Below are 16,623 nucleotides of genomic sequence, written 5' to 3'. Positions count from 1 at the left end.
GCAACGATTTGATAAAGGAGCTGTCAAAATGACGCGAATTGTAATAACGGGGGCCACCGGCTTTATCGGCAGTAACCTGGCCAGCTTATATCTGAGACAGGGGTATGAGGTTTTCGCTTTGGTACGCCCGGAATCCCAAAGCCGCAGCATCCTGCCTGTACACGAAAACCTCAGAATCATAGAAGGGGATCTTGATCACGTACTGGACTGTGTTGCCTCCATCCGGCAGGCAGAGGGATTTCTCCATCTGGCCTGGGGTGGTGTAAACCGTGACGAGATTGATTCACAGGAGATTCAGGCCAGAAATGTAGCAGGCTCTCTGGATTGTGTTAGAGCAGCGCACCTGCTTCAGTGCAGAGTATTTATGGACGCAGGCTCAAGGGTAGAGTACGGCCGGCTGGAGGGAATCATGGAGGAGAGCGCCCCCTGCAGGCCGGTAAATCAGTACGGAAAAGCAAAACTGGAGTTTTATCAGAAGGCGGTGCCTCTCTGTGAAGCATTTGGCATCAGCTATTACCACCTGCGTTTTTTCAGTGTCTACGGATGGGGCGATCACCCATGGTCGGTTATTTCCACCCTGACCCGGGATTTGCCACGGGGAAGGACGGTATCCTTAAGCCCATGCAGGCACCAATGGAATTTTATGCATATTGCTGATGCAGTGCAGGCAGTATATGAATTATACAGATCCGGCTGTGAGGCAGGGGAGGTGAAGAATGGGATTGTTAATATCGCAGGCTCTGACACACGTCCTCTCCGATCCTTTGTGGAGGAGATTCACGAGATTGCAGGCTACAGGGGGAATCTGGAGTACGGTACCTTTGTTCAGGCCAAGGAGGGAGCGTTGTCCGTCCGTCCGGATATTACCAAGCTGAGGCAGCTTACAGGAGGCCGCTGGCAGGAGAAGGTTACTTTCCGGCGGGGGATTGAAGAAATGATCAAAAAGGAAGAAGCGAAAGAGACATGAAGAAAATCAGTGTATTGATTCCCTGCTATAATGAAGCGGAGAATGCCGCGCCTATCAGTCAGGCTGTCACGGAGATTCTGGATCGGGAGCTGCCTCAGTACGACTATGAGCTGGTATTTATCGATAATGATTCCAGAGATGGCACCAGGGATATTTTGCGGAGCCTCTGTGCTTCCAATCCCAGGATTAAGGCAATTTTCAATGCTCGGAATTTTGGCCAATTCAATTCCCCCTATTATGGGATGCTCCAGGTTACAGGAGACTGCTGCATCGAGATGGTAGCGGATTTTCAGGATCCGGTGGAGATGATTCCTAAGTATGTCAGGGAGTGGGAGAAGGGGTATAAAATTGTTATCGGCATCAAGACCAGCAGCAAGGAAAACCGGCTTATGTACTGGCTTAGAAGCTGCTACTACAAGACTATTAAGAAGCTGTCGGATGTGGAACAGATTGAACATTTTACAGGATCGGGCCTTTATGACAGGGAATTTATCGAGGTTCTCAGAAATCTGGATGACCCTACCCCCTTTCTGCGGGGAATTGTGGCGGAGCTGGGCTATAAACGGAAGGAAATTCCTTATGAGCAGCCCAAGCGCAGAGCGGGTAAAACCCATAATAATTTTTATCGCCTCTATGACGCCGCTATGCTGAGCGTGACCTCCTATACAAAGGCGGGGCTGCGGCTGGCTACTATTTTCGGCAGTATCTGTGCAGTGATAAGCATGCTTGTAGCTTTGGTATATCTTGTAATGAAGCTGATCTGGTGGGATCGCTTCCCGGCAGGCATGGCGCCCATGCTGATCGGAATGCTGTTTTTAGGCTCTGTACAGCTGTTCTTTATTGGTTTTTTAGGGGAGTATATTATGAGCATTAACCAGCGGGTTATGAAGCGCCCTCTTGTAGTTGAGGAGGAGCGGATTAATTTTAGTGAGGAAGAAAAGGGCGGTATAGAAGCATGAAATACAAGATAGACGTGGTGCGTATACGGGAGAATAGCATTACCTTAAACGGCTGGGTCGTAGGAAAATCGCCGGAAAGCAAAGCTTCCTTCCGGGTGGAGGATGAAAAAAAGATGCCGGTGAAATTTAAGCATGTAGCCACCCGAAGGGATGATGTAAGCCTGATCTACTTTAAGGAGGAAAGCCGGCAGGAGCTGGGCTTTGACATCCGGTTCCCTTATGAGCGGGGAAAAAGCTACTGCCTGTTCATCCGCTGTGAGGGAAAGCAAGCCAAAATTAAGCTGAATGAGGCGCTGATCGCAAAGAGAGCCAGCGTGGCCTACAAGCGGATGGAAAAGCTTAAGGATCTGATGAATATGGAGACGGTGAATGTGGCCCTTAATTTCTGGAAGGAGCATGGTTTGAGGGCTTTGGTAGTAAAGTCCAGGCATAAGCTTCAGGGAATTGATAACGATTACGATTATGGCGAATGGTATGAGCTTACAAAGCCCACTGATCAGGAGCTGGAAGCCCAGAGAGCCGTGACCTTTGAGTTTGAGCCTAAGCTGTCTGTAGTGATTCCCGCTTTCAAAACACCGGAGCGGTATTTGCGGGAGCTGCTGGATTCGATTTTGGCTCAGACCTATACTAACTGGGAGGTGTGTATTGCAGACGGAAGTCCCAGAGGAGAAGGGATGGAGCGGGCGCTCAAGAAATATGCGGACAGGGACAGAAGGTTCCGCTATGAGATATTGGGGGAAAACAAGGGTATCTCCGGCAATACCAATGCTGCTCTGGAGATGGCGAGGGGTGATTTTATCATACTAGCTGACCACGATGATACTCTGACGCCCAATGCCTTTTACGAGGTGGTGAAAACGATCAATGAGCAGCCTGACTGCGATGTGGTTTATTCCGATGAGGACAAGCTGGATATGGATGGGAAGGCTTTGTTTGATCCGCATTTCAAGCCAGATTTTAACCCGGATTTGCTGACCAGCGTTAACTATATCTGTCATCTGTTTGTGGTCAGGCGGGAGCTTTTAGAACGTGTGGGCGGCTTTTGCCAGGCGTTTGACGGAGCGCAGGACTATGACTTTATCTTCCGATGTACGGAAGGGGCCAGAAAAGTCTATCATATACCAAAGGTGTTATATCACTGGCGCTGCCATCAGAATTCCACAGCCAGCAACCCGGAGAGCAAGCTCTATGCCTTTGAGGCCGGTTCCAGGGCTATTATCGCCCATTATGAGCGGATGGGGATCCGGGCAGAGAGGGTGGAAAAGGGTGTAGATTATGGCATTTACCACACAGTCTTTCAGCTTCAGGGGGAGCCCCTTGTATCGGTTATCATCCCCAACAAGGATCACAGCCAGGATCTGGAGCTGTGCGTCAGATCCCTAATGGAGCGTTCCTCCTACCAGAATCTGGAGTTTGTGATTGTAGAGAACAACAGCACTGAGCCTGAGACATTTTCCTGTTACAGGAAAATGCAGGAGGAATATGAAAATGTCCGTGTGGTTACTTGGGATAAGGGCTTTAATTACTCAGCCATCAACAATTACGGAGCTTCCTTTGCCAAGGGTGAGTATCTTCTGCTTCTGAATAACGATACGGAGTTGATCGAGCCGGATTCCATAAGGGAGATGCTGGGCTTCTGCCAGCGGGAGGATGTGGGAATTGTGGGAGCCAGACTGCTTTACGAGGACGATACCATTCAGCATGCGGGAGTCGTGATCGGCTTCGGGGGAATTGCCGGCCATACCTTTATCGGACTGCATAAGGCTGAGAATAGTTATTTCCACCGGGCTATGTGCGCCCAGGATTACAGCGCGGTTACGGCAGCCTGTCTCATGACGAAAAAATCTGTTTTTGAGCGTGTGGGCGGCTTAAGCGAGGAGCTGGCAGTGGCCTTTAATGACATTGATTTCTGCATGAAAGTCCGGGCCTTGGGGAAACTGGTAGTATATGCTCCCTATGCATGCCTTTACCATTATGAATCCAAATCCAGGGGATTAGAGAATACGCCAGAGAAGGTGGCCCGGTTTAACCGGGAGGTAGCTATTTTTATTAAAAAGTGGCCGGACATCATAAAAAACGGCGACCCCTACTATAATCCAAACCTGACTCTGCGCAAATCCAACTTTGCGCTGAGGGATTTGCTGAAGGAGAAAATCGGCGAACCCTACGATTTGAAGATTTATGAGCAGTTTATCCCGGAGGATGAGGAAAAAACAGATGAAAAGCAGTAAAAAAGTGACTATTGTGATACCTAATTATAATGGGCTCAGGTTTATGGAGCCATGCTTTCGGGCTTTGGATCTCCAGATTTGCAGAAATTTTGAGGTGCTGGTGGTGGACAACGGTTCCACAGACGGAAGCGTGGAGTGGCTGAAAGAGCAGAGGGTTCCCTGTGTGTTTCTCAAGTCCAATACAGGCTTTTCAGGCGCGGTGAATACCGGAATTCAGACTGCAAAGACGCCCTATGTTATCTTGCTGAATAATGATACGGAGCCGGATTGTCATTATGTAGGGGAAATGCTGAAGGCCATAGAGCGTTCTCCTAACATATTTTCTGTCAGCAGCAAGATGATTCAGATGTACAGTAAGGATAAAATGGATGACGCAGGGGATATGTACAGTCTTATGGGCTGGGCCTATCAGAGGGGTGTGGGCAGGCCCTCCAGGTTGTACAGCCGTCCATGCCGCGTCTTTTCTGCCTGTGGAGGAGCTGCCATCTACCGAAAATCGGTTTTTGAGGAAATCGGGTATTTTGATGAGATGCATTTTGCCTATCTGGAGGATATGGATGTAGGCTACCGGGCCAGGATAGCTGGATATGACAATATTTATTGCCCGACGGCTGTGGTTTACCATGTAGGCAGCGGCACCAGCGGCTCTAGGTATAATTCCTTTAAGGTAAGGCTGGCAGCCAGGAATAATGTGTACATGAATTATAAGAATATGCCTGCCCTACAGCTTGCAGTCAATCTTCTGCCAATTCTTGCGGGGATTGGTCTGAAATTTCTGTTTTTTCGGAAGCTGGGCTTTGGGAAGGAATATCTGGAAGGGCTTAAGGAGGGAATTACCACTGCCAGAGCGTGCAGGAAAGTGCCTTACAGTCATAGCCATTTAAAGAATTACCTGGAGATTGAGTGGGAGCTGTTTATAGGCGCTCTTTTGTATATATACGAATTTGCTGCCAGACAAATTACCAAATTGTGAAGATTTTTTAAAAATAAAGAAATGCTATAGAATAATGGAGCTATATCATGTATAATAACAAAGATATTTGAGGAAAAAAGGGAAGTCCTGAGAAAACAAGGTGATTAACATGATTAAGGATAACCAGAAACGGCTGAACCGCCTTCATGTTCTGCTGGATGTGATTGTAACGGCAGCAGCCTATGCTCTGGCGTGGTTTATCGTCATCAGCGGAAATGTGATACCTCTGGATGGGGGTGTGCTTAAGCCCCGGATATACTTTCTGGCTCTTGTCTTTATTTTACCAGTTTATCTGATTCTTTATGCCAGCTTTCACCTGTATGTGCCTAAACGGGTGCAGGGGAGGCGTTCGGAGTTTGCCAATATATGCAAGGCTAATATCATAGGCCTGATGCTCTTTACCTTCGTGCTTTTCGGAGCCAGAAGGTATATCATGCATAATGAGTTTTTCTCCACAAAAATGCTTCTGGCTTTTTTTGCCATTAACATTCTGCTGCTGGAAGCGGAACGGATGACCATACGGCTGTTTCTGCGCTCTCTTCGAACCTATGGCTATAATCAGAAGCATGTGCTGCTAATCGGCTACAGCCGTGCGGCGGAAGGCTTTATTGACCGGGTAGCTGCCAATCCTGAATGGGGCTACCATATACATGGAATTTTGGACGACAGTCAGCCGGCTGGCTTGGAATATCGGGGAATACAGGTTTTGGGCCATACGGATCATCTGGAAACCTTTCTGGCATCCAACACTCTGGATGAAATTGAGGTTACTCTAAGCCTTGAGGAATACTCTCATCTGGAACAAATAGTAGCAGCCTGTGAGAAATCCGGTGTGCATACAAAGTTTATTCCAGATTATAATAATATGATACCAACTATACCTTATATGGAAGACCTTCAGGGACTTCCGGTTATCCATATCCGCCATGTACCCTTAACGGGCGTGTTTAATGCAACGCTGAAACGGGCGGTGGATATTGTGGGCGCCCTGTTTGGTCTAATTGTGTTTTCACCGGTTATGCTCGTAACAGCATTATTAGTAAAGACAACGTCTAAGGGGCCTGTATTGTTCGGTCAGGAGCGCATTGGACGGCATAATCGCCCCTTTAAAATGTATAAATTCCGCTCCATGGAAGTTCAGGACCCCCAAAAGGAGCAAAAACAGTGGACAACGCCCCATGATCCCAGAGTTACGCCTGTGGGACGTTTTATTCGCAAGACCAGTATTGACGAGATGCCACAGTTTTTCAATATTCTTATGGGTGACATGAGCCTGGTGGGACCAAGACCGGAGCGCCCTCTGTTTGTTGAGAAATTTAAGGAAGAGATTCCACGCTATATGATCAAGCATCAGGTTCGTCCGGGGCTTACAGGCTGGGCTCAGGTTAATGGCTATCGGGGCGATACTTCTATCACAAAGAGGATAGAGCACGACCTTTACTATATTGAAAACTGGAGCATTGGTTTTGATTTTAAAATTATGTTTTTAACTGTGTTTAAAGGATTTATTAATAAAAACGCATATTAAGTATGTATATCCTATAGAAATGGGAATGAGGATGAACGAATGAGCCGTGATTATGAGAATGAGTTTGGACAGGATGAGGAAAGATTCAGAAGCCGCAGCAGGCGGCGTTACCCAGCAGCCGGCGGCTTCCGGTCTGATTCGGATGTGGCTCCTCCCAGGCAGCCCAGAGCTCCCAGAGCAGAGCGCTCAGGTCTGAGGGCAGAGAGAGGAAGCCAAAGAGCTGTCCAGGGCAGTTCTGCCAGGCCGTCAGTCAGCAGCCGGGCGTCAGCCAAAGGATACGGGGGCAGAAGTGGGAATCTTGGAGATAACACAGCGGGAGCAGCGGCAAGCCGGCGCATAGCAGCAGAAGGGAATGGAACCAGAGCCGTGGGAGCCAGCCGTGCCGCAGCGGGAAGTCCCAGGGCTACTCTGAACAGCCAGCCGGCTAGGAATGCAGGAGGAAGGGTACATCCGCCTTCTGAATCAAAAGCAGGTGACGTCAGAGGAGGCCAGCCCAGGGATACGGCATTTCGCAGAAGCGCAGGAGCTGGTACAGCCAGCCGTAAGGCAGGCCTGGAGACAGCAGCCGCAGATCTGGCAGGAGTTAAGAACAGAAAGCGCCGCAGATGGCTTCTGGTCATGATCATCCTGGAGGTAGTACTGCTCTGCGGTATATGGACAGCCCGCAATATAATTAAAAAGTACAACATGATTCAGCGTCCCACAAATTTTGATATTGGGAAAGTGCGCAATGAAAACCTGAGCGCCCAGAAGATCGAGAGCATGAAGGGCTATTGGACGGTAGCGCTCTTTGGCGTAGACAGCCGTGATGATGCTGTTGGAAAAGGAAATAATGCGGATGTTATTATAATTTGCAGCATCAACCAGGATAATGGCGAGATTAAGCTGGTCAGCATTTTCAGGGATTCCTATCTGAATGTGGACGAGAACGGAAAATATAATAAAATTAACCAGGCTTATTTTACAGGAGGGCCTGATCAGGCTGTTAAAGCCTTGAACCGGAACCTGGATTTGCAGATAGACGATTTTGCTACCTTTAATTGGAAGGCAGTGGCAGACGCCATTAATATTCTGGGCGGTGTGGATGTGGAGCTGAGTAAAGCGGAATTTCATTATATCAACGCCTTTATTACAGAGACGGTTAAGGCCACGGGAGTTGCCTCCGTTCACTTAAAGAAAGCGGGAATGAACCATCTGGACGGTGTTCAGGCAGTGGCTTATGCAAGACTTCGCAAGATGGATACGGACTTTGCCAGAACGGAGCGGCAGCGCAAGATTATTGATTTAAGCTTCCAGAAGCTGAAGCAGTCGGATTTTTCCGTAGTAAATAACGTGATGGAGGTAGTATTTCCACAGATTCTTTCCAGTATTACGCTGGGTGATGTAATTCCAGCTGCCAAGAACCTGACCCGGTATACCATTGCGGATACAGCAGGCTTTCCCTGGGCCAGAAGTGACGCCAATATGGGAAAGAAGGGGGACTGTGTAATTCCTCAGACTCTGGAGAGCAATGTAATCCGTCTCCATCAGTTCCTCTATGGGGAGGAGGATTATCAGCCAAGTGATATGGTGAAAAAGATCAGCGCCAAGATTTCTGCCGATACGGGTATGTATAACGAAGGAAAGCCTATCGACAAGGTGGGAACCGACGGAGGATATATTCCGAAGACTACGGAAGCGCCCCAGGTAACAGAAGCCACAGAGAAGGAAACTGAAAAGGAAACGGATCAAAGCAGAGCATCTGAGACAGAGGAGAGCATCATTGATGGTGAGTATGAATGGGGACTGGAGATGGAAACCGATGAATATGGCAATCCATTAGATCCGCCGGAGAATTGGGATTATGGGTATCCTGGCGGCCGCCCAGGTACAGGGACTCGGCCGGGACAGACCTTACCTTCCGAGAGCAGTGGCAATTATCCTGGAAGCAGCCGGCCTGGCTCAGGCATTGTCATGCCGGGAGGAACCACTTCTGCCAGTGATCAGGTTACAGGTCCGGGGGCGGCGCCTACAAGACCGGTTACTCCTACGATGCCTGCTGAGACATATCCTGGCGGCGCCGCCTATCCCGGTGGCAGCAGCGGACCCGGCTCTGTTATCATAGGTCCCGGACAATAAGGATTTTCACATTTCCTTGCTAAGCTTATGGAGAAATGGTGATGACATAAGCCTGTGGGAAAGGAGTAGATATCATGTACGATGAGAAAGAACCGTACCAATGGAAAGCATACAATAATCAGCCATACAGAAATCAGCTCTATCATCAGGCTCCTCCGGCGGGACAGCCCTTTGACAGCTCCAGGCCTCCTAAGAAAAAAGGACGGATTTTAAAGAAGGCTGCGTTGATAACGGCAGGCTCTGTTTGGTTTGGAACGGTAGCCGGAGGCGTTATGGCAGGTATTCATATAGCCGCCCCCAGGTATCTGGGGCCTGCCGCAGCTTCGTCTGTGCCGGAGGATAAGCGGGTGGAGAACAGAACCTTTACAGACGGCGGCGAGAGAACGGAGCCGGGAGTACAGCCAATGTCAAACATAGAAAATGCACCGATGTCCGATGTATCCGATATTGTGGAGGCAGCCATGCCCTCCGTTGTGGCTATCACAAGCACTACCGTGTATCAAAGTGGCAATTATGGCTATGGGTGGTTCTTCGGAGGGGGAGTTCCGCAGACCTATGAAGTACCTAACAGCGGCTCCGGCATTATCATCGGTGAAAATGATAAGGAGCTGCTGATTGTAACTAATAACCATGTAGTGGAAGACGCCTCCTCCTTAAGGGTAGCATTTATTGATGATCAGGTGGTGGACGCAGCCATCAAAGGGACGGACTCTGAATCCGATCTGGCTGTGATTGCCATACCCCTTGAGGTAATTACAGCAGATACCAGAAGCAGAATTAGGGTGGCAAAGCTTGGAAGCTCCGATGAGCTGAAGGTGGGGCAGGGCGTGGTTGCCATCGGCAATGCCCTTGGGTACGGACAATCTGTTACAGTGGGATATGTCAGCGCTCTGAATAGAGAGGTTCAGGTGTCCAATACAGCCACAAGAACCCTTCTTCAGACAGATGCTGCCATTAATCCTGGCAACAGCGGCGGCGCTCTGCTCAACATGAGGGGCGAGGTAATTGGTATCAATGTTGCTAAATATTCCTCCACAGAGGTAGAGGGAATGGGATATGCCATTCCTGTGTCAAAGGTAGATGAGATTTTAAACCAGCTGATGAACCGCAGAACCAGGAAGTCTGTGGCGGAGGAGAAAAGAGGCTATCTGGGGATTCAGGGAATCAGCGTGGATGATAATACCTCCAGAAGCTTTGGAATGCCTAAGGGAGCTTATGTATATAAGATACTTGAGGACGGGGCTGCGGCAGGAAGCGGCTTGAAAGAAAAGGATATTATTACAAAGGTGGATGCTCAGACAGTAAAGGATATGACCCAGCTTCAGGAGATTATAAGCGGCTACGAGAAGGGTGAGCAGATAGAGCTTACAGTTCAGCGTCAGGAGGGCGGGCAGTATGCGGAGCAAACTGTCACCATAACCTTAAAGGCGATGCCCCAGGAGAAAGCTCAAAATGGAAGGAAATCCCAGGCTCGATAGCTTAAATTTTTCAAAAGAATAATAAATGAAAATGCTTCCTCTTGTTTGGGGAAGCATTTTGTTATATACTTAGATCCGGGCTGGCAGTCATTGTATCCCAGCCCTGTTGAAAGGGAGGAGAACTAACTTGGACGACAAAGATTATAGAAAAGATACAAAGAGCCCGGATACCTCCGATAACCATACAGAGGAAAAAGAGGAGGACAGCTATGAGAAGGTCTGCTATATGTGCCGCAGGCCGGAGGGAAAGACAGGCCCTATGATATCTATGCCGGGAGGCATGAACCTGTGTCATGACTGTATGCAGAAGGCTTTTGATTCGGTTACAAAGGGAGGCATGGATTTTTCAAAGCTGTCCAATATGCCCTATATGAATATGAATATCAGGGATCTGGATCTGACGCCTCCTGCCGCGGAGATTCCGAAGAAGCAGAAGCTTAAAAAGAAGTCCCGGGAGCAGCCGTTTTTGACTATGAAGGATATTCCTGCTCCCCATGTGATTAAGGAAAAGCTGGATGAATATATTGTGGGACAGGAGAAGGCTAAGAAGGTAGTTTCCGTCGCTGTGTATAACCACTACAAACGGGCGTTTCTCGGACTGAGCTCAGAGACCCGGCAGTCTGGCTCAGGAGAGGAGGATATTGTGATCGAGAAGTCCAATATTTTGATGCTTGGGCCTACGGGCTGCGGCAAAACCTATCTTGTAAAAACACTAGCTAAGCTTTTGGATGTACCTCTGGCCATTGCCGACGCTACCTCTCTTACAGAGGCAGGCTACATAGGAGATGATATTGAAAGCGTGGTTTCCAAGCTTTTAGCAGCCGCTGGAAATGATGTGGAGCGGGCGGAGCGGGGCATTATCTTTATTGATGAAATTGATAAGATTGCCAAGAAAAAGCAAACCAACACCAGGGACGTCAGTGGTGAGTCGGTACAGCAGGAGCTTTTAAAGCTGTTGGAGGGAAGTACGGTGGAGGTGCCGGTAGGCTCCAACCAGAAAAATGCAATGACGCCTATGGCTACGGTGAACACTGATAATATACTGTTTATCTGCGGAGGAGCATTCCCTGATTTGGATGAGATTATCAAGGAGCGTCTTAAGAAAAAGGCCTCCATTGGCTTTGGCTCTGTCCTCAAAGATGCTTTTGACAATGAGCCAGATATTCTAAACTATGTGACCAATGAGGATCTTCGGGCCTTTGGCATGATCCCTGAGTTTCTGGGAAGACTGCCTGTGACAGTGAGCCTCCAGGGGCTTACGGAGGATATGATGATCCGGATTCTAAGAGAGCCGAAAAATGCCATCACGAAGCAGTATGAGAAGCTGCTGGCTATGGACGAGGTAAGGCTGGTATTTGAGGAGGACGCTCTCAGATGGATAGCACGAGAAGCAATCAAGCGTGGAACTGGAGCCAGGGCTTTGAGAGCTATACTGGAGGAATTTATGCTGGATATCATGTATGAGATACCAAAGGATTCCAATATCGGCTCCGTTGTAGTGACACGTCCCTATCTGGAAAAAAACGGCGGGCCTCTGGTACAGATGAGAGGCTGAGCCCTTCTCTATTCCCTTAGATGTAAAAATGTCTGATATAAATCCATCACTCCGTACCCCCATTCTCTGTTGGGATAGCTGAGTGCTGGATTTCTTTGCGCCCCCCGAATTAAATAGGCCTTGATAGCCGCTTCGCTCATAATGGTGTCGTTACCTTCCACAATGCCCCAGCTCAGCAAATTGGCGGCAGCGCCAGCAACGTGGGCGGCAGCCACGGAGGTGCCGGAACGAGTGGTCATAGGGACGGCAGCGCCATTTCTTCTTCCCACGGCCGGGCCTGTAATATCTACGCCAGGAGCTGTCAAATCAGGTTTTACATAGCCGATTATTGTGAAGCCGCGGCTAGAGTGGATATAAATACCATTGTTCAAGTGATTGTAGGCTGCCACTGTAATGGGCGAATTGGTATTGCCAGGTTGAGTGATGGTGGTATAGGGATTGGGCCGGAGAAATACCGTTTCGTCAGAGATAAAGTTTACAACAGGAAGCCACATGTGGAACTGTCCTGTAAGAAACTGGGTATTATACACCCGGATGGTCCAAATGCCTACAGTGGGAGTTTTGAAACGCATAAATATCAGCTGTCTTCCGGAGCCGACTTCAATTAACTGATAATTCACGGTTATAACCGTGGATTCCAGAAGGAAAGGGATAGAGGTTTCATTATTGGCTATAATAGGAATACGGCTGATGGTTTCGCCGCTGGGTGATACGAAGCCTACAGAGACGGTATCGGCTGTGGAGGACCAGAGCTCTACCGAGAAGCCTCTTCTGGATTCCTCCTCCCCTACCCGGATTTCCACATCATCCCGCTCCTGACCGGAAGGAATATTTCCCAGATAGTGATGGCCTCTTCCAGTCTCATTGCCTGCAGCGATGATGGTGGCAGTGCCTAAGGTACGGCTGATATCTTGGAGCATTATACTTAATGGAGAAGTTCCCTCGTGGCTTCCCAGATTAGAGCCCAGACCAAGGAGAATGACCAGAGGGCGTCCAAGGCGGTAAGCTATCGTCCGCAAGTATTTTATTCCCATCATTATGTCATTTTCCTGAAAAGCAGGAGCCTCCGATGGTATGAGATAGAAATCCCGGAGATACTGCTTTGCGGGCTTTAGCTTTACAACCAGAAGCTCGCATTCAGGCGCAGCCCCGGTAAAGTCCTGTTCCGGCAGTGAGCCCCCTGCCGCAATCCCTGCCAGAAAGGTGCCATGTCCGTTGGTATCGGTGGAGGGGACAAAAGAAAGAGGATCATCCGAACGGAGCGCCTGATCAATATCTTCTCTTGTATATTCTGTTCCGTAGCTGGCTCCGCTGGCTCTGTAGTAGTCGGGAACGCCCGGAGGCATTATATCCGTATCCTCAGGAAGGCTTTGATCCCAGATGGAAGCGATTCTGGTGGAACCGTCAGGATAACGGAACAGAGGATTCGTGTAGTCAATGCCAGTATCAATAAATCCAATCAGAGTTCCGCGTCCCTTGTTGCTTAAGGCGGGGGAGTTAAAGGTGGAGATAATGCCGGAGGCCTCCATATTGGAGCTGTCTAAGAGGGTGTAGAGACCGGGTATACTGTAATAGGAATAGCTTCTCAAAGAGATGGGTTCCACGGTCTCCAGAGGTATATAAATGACTGAGAAGTCATAGCTGATATAATCCAAGCATGGAATATTTTCCGGATTCCCCCTAATCTGCTGCTGACTTCCGTTACGGAAGATAAAGTCTGCGATGGTTTCAGAGGCTGGGTTGAAGGGACAGGCTGCCATAGCATACCTCATAAAGGACATTTGTAATAGTATATGCAGAACTTAAGAAACCTTTCACTGGACATTCAGTGGGAGAACATAGTAGAATGTAAGAAAAGCTAGGAAAGGATGAGCGAGTAAAATGTATGGATGGATTATAGGCGGTCTGGCTGGCCTGGATTTAGGAATAAAAAGCTTAATAGAGAAACAAGATGCTGATACATTTCCAAGGGAGTTAATTGCCGCCAGGGGTATGATTCAGCTTCATAAAAACCACAATCATGGTTTTCCCTTTGGCTTTCTGAGGGAGAAGCCGGAGTTGGTAAAGGCGATTCCTCTGATGGTCATATCGGCTATGGCAGGGGCGCTGGGAGCTTTTATGACGGAAAAAGGCCGGACATTGGAAAAGCTGGGTCTATCCATCGCTCTGGGCGGCGCTGTAAGCAATCTCTATGACCGTCTGGTCCGGGGGTATGTGGTGGACTATTTTTCGATTGAATGGAAGAGGCTTAAAAAGGTTGTATTCAATCTGGGGGATATGTTTGTGTTTCTTGGGAGCGCTGTCTTTATCATTTCTCAGGCAGTGGGAAGTCTGAAGGTGATGGGGGAGAAGAAAAACATTTGACGGGAAGTCTGAAAAGAGGGTGGCTCAAACGTCACTTTATACTCAAAGTTCTACGTTTGGGATACCCTCTTGGCTTTAGAGGCATTGACCTGGCTTTGACTTTAAGCGCTTCTAGCGCCGTCTTTGCGCACTTGTTTTCAGCTCTGCCTGTTAGCTTGTTCCTGGCTCCGGTGTTCAGCCCGTTTTTGAGTGTGTGTTCGGCTCTCTCCTTAGGAGATGGGGGTGATGTCTTTAGCTCATCATACCTCCGATGGTACCTCCAAGGGCACATAGCCCCATAACAATGACGGAGCGTTCCATGTCCATAGGGGTTCCTATGTTCATTGCCCAGGAAACTGCAAAAAGGACCAGAAAATAAAGGAGGCCGGACAGCAGTCCCCAGAAGAAACGACGCTGGCGAATCCGTTTTCCGGCAAGAAGGCCTCCTGCCAGACAGGTGATAAAGTAGACGGCAAATACCATCAGGTTCACCTGTCCCTCTTTCAGGCGCAGTTTATAGAGGGCAAATGCCAGAGCGGCCAGAAGGATTCCGGACAACACATAGGAGATAAGCAGGGATCGGATCATGGGTTTTACAATTCCATTTTCCATAAGGTAGTTCTCCTTTTATATTTAAGAAACTTTGTAGCAGTATATTCGCTCCATACCGGAAAATATGACAACCAATCAGGCGAATTTCCCGTTGCAAGGGGCATGAACCTGTGTTATAATTCTTACGAATTACATATAGGACTGTAAAACTAAATTAACAGGAGGTGCCGTAATATGAAGCACGTTAAAACATTGAATATTAATACCTTAAAAGATACTATGAAGAAGGGCGGATGCGGCGAGTGCCAGACTTCCTGCCAGTCAGCCTGTAAGACGTCCTGCACCGTTGGTAATCAGAGCTGTGAGAATTCAAGGCATTAATCTGACAGCATAAAACAGCAGGAATGGTAATGAAAGCCCCTATGGTCGATGGGATTATAGGGGCTTTGTCATGTGGCATTCTGTAAAAGAGCCGGGGATTTTTGCCTCGTAGAAAGTGAGTGTAAATCTGTGATTCATCAATTTATCAATAATGGGTATCATATTATACTGGATGTGAATAGTGGCTCCGTCCATGTAGTGGCTCCGGTCGTGTATGATGAGGCTGAGATTATTTCAAGAAAGCTTCCCGAAATGGAGCAGCCCGAAGAGCTGCCTCAAGACATTAAGACGGAGGTATTTTCTGCCCTTCAGGACCGCTACAGCCACAAGGAGCTGGAGGAAGGACTGGAGGATATTCAGACCCTTATTAATGCAGAACAGCTTCTTACAAAGGATATTTACCGTGATTTTGTAGTGGACTTTAAAAAGAGAAAGACGGTTGTTAAGGCTCTGTGCCTTCACATTGCTCACGACTGTAATCTGGCATGCCGCTATTGCTTTGCGGAGGAGGGGGAGTATCATGGCCGCCGTGCTCTGATGAGCTATGAAGTGGGACGGAAAGCTCTGGATTTTCTCATCGCCAACTCCGGAAGCAGAGAGCATCTGGAGGTGGATTTTTTTGGAGGCGAGCCTCTTTTAAACTGGGAGGTAGTTAAGGGGCTGGTGGAGTATGGCCGCTCCAAGGAGGAAGCGTTCCACAAACGGTTCCGCTTTACCCTGACGACCAACGGAGTTCTCCTAAACGATGAAATTATGGAGTTCTGTAACCGGGAGATGAGCAACGTAGTCTTGAGCCTGGATGGACGAAAGGATATCAACGACAAGATGCGTCCTTTTAGAAATGGCAGCGGAAGCTACAGCCTGATTGTACCGAAATTCCAAAAATTTGCAGAGAGCCGGAATCAGACGAATTACTATGTCCGGGGAACCTTCACCAGGAATAATCTGGACTTTGCGGATGATGTTATCCACTATGCGGATTTGGGATTTAAGCAGATGTCTATGGAGCCTGTAGTGGCTGATCCGAATGAACCATATGCAATCCGCAAGGAGGATATTCCTGCGATTCTGAAGGAATACGATAAGCTGGCTCTGGAATTTATTAAGCGGAAGAAGGAAGGAAGAGGCTTTAATTTTTTTCATTTTATGCTGGATTTAAACGCGGGCCCCTGTGTTGCGAAGCGTATGGCAGGCTGTGGCTCCGGCACAGAGTATCTGGCTGTTACTCCCTGGGGCGACTTATATCCCTGCCATCAGTTTGTTGGCAATGAAGCGTTCCTCCTGGGAAATGTAGATACAGGAATTGTGAACACGGGCATACGGGATGAGTTTAAAACCTGTAATGTATATGCGAAGGAAGCCTGCAGGGACTGCTTTGCCAGATTCTACTGCAGCGGCGGATGTTCCGCCAATTCCTACAATTTCAGCGGTTCTATTAACGGCGCATATGAAATCGGCTGTGAGATGCAAAAAAAACGGATTGAGTGCGCTATCATGATTAAGGCTGCTTTGGCAGATGACGAGGTCTGAGTTTGGGA

Annotated in this window: 13 protein-coding genes; 11 read left to right on the top strand and 2 right to left on the bottom strand. The window is 48.5% G+C overall.

The window, feature by feature from the left end; all coding sequences use genetic code 11:
- The first annotated feature begins 28 nt into the window (after positions 1–28).
- The 8 genes from FYJ39_RS09430 (at position 29) to clpX (ending at position 11,809) form a co-directional block, all read left to right on the top strand.
- The gene (locus FYJ39_RS09430) at positions 29–967 is read left to right on the top strand and encodes an NAD-dependent epimerase/dehydratase family protein (RefSeq protein WP_154472215.1); all 939 of its coding nucleotides are present in this window, start codon (positions 29–31) and stop codon (positions 965–967) included.
- The gene (locus FYJ39_RS09425) at positions 964–1,926 is read left to right on the top strand and encodes a glycosyltransferase family 2 protein (protein ID WP_154472214.1); all 963 of its coding nucleotides are present in this window, start codon (positions 964–966) and stop codon (positions 1,924–1,926) included. The genes FYJ39_RS09430 and FYJ39_RS09425 overlap by 4 nt, the downstream gene beginning before the upstream one ends.
- Positions 1,923–4,157, top strand: coding sequence for a glycosyltransferase family 2 protein (locus FYJ39_RS09420; RefSeq protein WP_154472213.1), 2,235 nt, complete (start codon positions 1,923–1,925; stop codon positions 4,155–4,157). Before FYJ39_RS09425 ends, FYJ39_RS09420 begins: the two co-directional genes overlap by 4 nt.
- Positions 4,144–5,130: a glycosyltransferase family 2 protein gene (locus tag FYJ39_RS09415; protein WP_235919787.1), complete on the top strand. Its 987-nt coding sequence runs from the start codon at positions 4,144–4,146 to the stop codon at positions 5,128–5,130. Before FYJ39_RS09420 ends, FYJ39_RS09415 begins: the two co-directional genes overlap by 14 nt.
- 109 nt (positions 5,131–5,239) lie before the next feature.
- A complete protein-coding gene (locus tag FYJ39_RS09410) occupies positions 5,240–6,658 on the top strand; it encodes an undecaprenyl-phosphate glucose phosphotransferase (protein WP_154472211.1) in 1,419 nt (472 codons plus the stop codon).
- A 39-nt stretch (positions 6,659–6,697) separates the two neighbouring features.
- On the top strand, positions 6,698–8,776 hold the full coding sequence (locus tag FYJ39_RS09405) for an LCP family protein (protein WP_154472210.1): 2,079 nt from the start codon (positions 6,698–6,700) through the stop codon (positions 8,774–8,776).
- 74 nt (positions 8,777–8,850) lie between these two features.
- Positions 8,851–10,254 carry a S1C family serine protease gene (locus FYJ39_RS09400; protein WP_154472209.1) on the top strand — a complete coding sequence of 468 codons (1,404 nt, stop codon included), beginning with the start codon at positions 8,851–8,853 and terminating at the stop codon, positions 10,252–10,254.
- A gap of 127 nt (positions 10,255–10,381) precedes the next feature.
- Positions 10,382–11,809: an ATP-dependent Clp protease ATP-binding subunit ClpX gene (gene clpX / locus FYJ39_RS09395; protein ID WP_154472208.1), complete on the top strand. Its 1,428-nt coding sequence runs from the start codon at positions 10,382–10,384 to the stop codon at positions 11,807–11,809.
- Positions 11,810–11,817: 8 nt separating this feature from the next.
- Here the strand turns inward: clpX and FYJ39_RS09390 are convergent, their stop codons facing one another.
- Entirely contained in the window at positions 11,818–13,569 is a 1,752-nt protein-coding gene (locus FYJ39_RS09390) for a S8 family peptidase (protein WP_154472207.1), read from the bottom strand.
- Positions 13,570–13,690: 121 nt separating this feature from the next.
- Between FYJ39_RS09390 and FYJ39_RS09385 the strand changes: the two genes are divergently transcribed.
- Entirely contained in the window at positions 13,691–14,173 is a 483-nt protein-coding gene (locus FYJ39_RS09385) for a signal peptidase II (protein WP_154472206.1), read from the top strand.
- 231 nt (positions 14,174–14,404) lie between these two features.
- Here FYJ39_RS09385 and FYJ39_RS09380 read toward each other — a convergent pair whose 3' ends face one another.
- Positions 14,405–14,764, bottom strand: coding sequence for a TIGR04086 family membrane protein (locus FYJ39_RS09380; protein ID WP_154472205.1), 360 nt, complete (start codon positions 14,762–14,764; stop codon positions 14,405–14,407).
- 174 nt (positions 14,765–14,938) lie between these two features.
- Here FYJ39_RS09380 and scfA point away from each other — a divergent pair, with 174 nt between their 5' ends.
- Both scfA and scfB read left to right on the top strand, forming a co-directional pair.
- A complete protein-coding gene (gene scfA, locus FYJ39_RS09375) occupies positions 14,939–15,085 on the top strand; it encodes a six-cysteine ranthipeptide SCIFF (protein WP_154472204.1) in 147 nt (48 codons plus the stop codon).
- Between the two features lie 129 nt (positions 15,086–15,214).
- Positions 15,215–16,615 (top strand): thioether cross-link-forming SCIFF peptide maturase, encoded by a 1,401-nt coding sequence (gene scfB / locus FYJ39_RS09370; protein WP_287848405.1) that lies wholly within the window; start codon positions 15,215–15,217, stop codon positions 16,613–16,615.
- Positions 16,616–16,623: the final 8 nt, after the last annotated feature.

It is taken from the genome of Clostridium porci, from assembly GCF_009696375.1.
GTDB classification, from domain to species: domain Bacteria; phylum Bacillota; class Clostridia; order Lachnospirales; family Lachnospiraceae; genus Enterocloster; species Enterocloster porci.
The sequence above is the reverse complement of the archived record's forward strand: the minus strand, read 5'-3'. Positions and strand labels throughout refer to the sequence as shown.

Excerpts from the sequence above, each read along its gene's own strand:
- FYJ39_RS09430 (WP_154472215.1), top strand. The coding sequence starts at position 29 with ATGACGCGAATTGTAATAACGGGGGCCACCGGCTTTATCGGCAGTAAC.
- FYJ39_RS09425 (WP_154472214.1), top strand. The coding sequence starts at position 964 with ATGAAGAAAATCAGTGTATTGATTCCCTGCTATAATGAAGCGGAGAAT.
- FYJ39_RS09420 (WP_154472213.1), top strand. The coding sequence starts at position 1,923 with ATGAAATACAAGATAGACGTGGTGCGTATACGGGAGAATAGCATTACC.
- FYJ39_RS09415 (WP_235919787.1), top strand. The coding sequence starts at position 4,144 with ATGAAAAGCAGTAAAAAAGTGACTATTGTGATACCTAATTATAATGGG.
- FYJ39_RS09410 (WP_154472211.1), top strand. The coding sequence starts at position 5,240 with ATGATTAAGGATAACCAGAAACGGCTGAACCGCCTTCATGTTCTGCTG.
- FYJ39_RS09405 (WP_154472210.1), top strand. The coding sequence starts at position 6,698 with ATGAGCCGTGATTATGAGAATGAGTTTGGACAGGATGAGGAAAGATTC.
- FYJ39_RS09400 (WP_154472209.1), top strand. The coding sequence starts at position 8,851 with ATGTACGATGAGAAAGAACCGTACCAATGGAAAGCATACAATAATCAG.
- FYJ39_RS09390 (WP_154472207.1), bottom strand. The coding sequence starts at position 13,569 with ATGGCAGCCTGTCCCTTCAACCCAGCCTCTGAAACCATCGCAGACTTT.
- FYJ39_RS09385 (WP_154472206.1), top strand. The coding sequence starts at position 13,691 with ATGTATGGATGGATTATAGGCGGTCTGGCTGGCCTGGATTTAGGAATA.
- FYJ39_RS09380 (WP_154472205.1), bottom strand. The coding sequence starts at position 14,764 with ATGGAAAATGGAATTGTAAAACCCATGATCCGATCCCTGCTTATCTCC.
- scfA (WP_154472204.1), top strand. The coding sequence starts at position 14,939 with ATGAAGCACGTTAAAACATTGAATATTAATACCTTAAAAGATACTATG.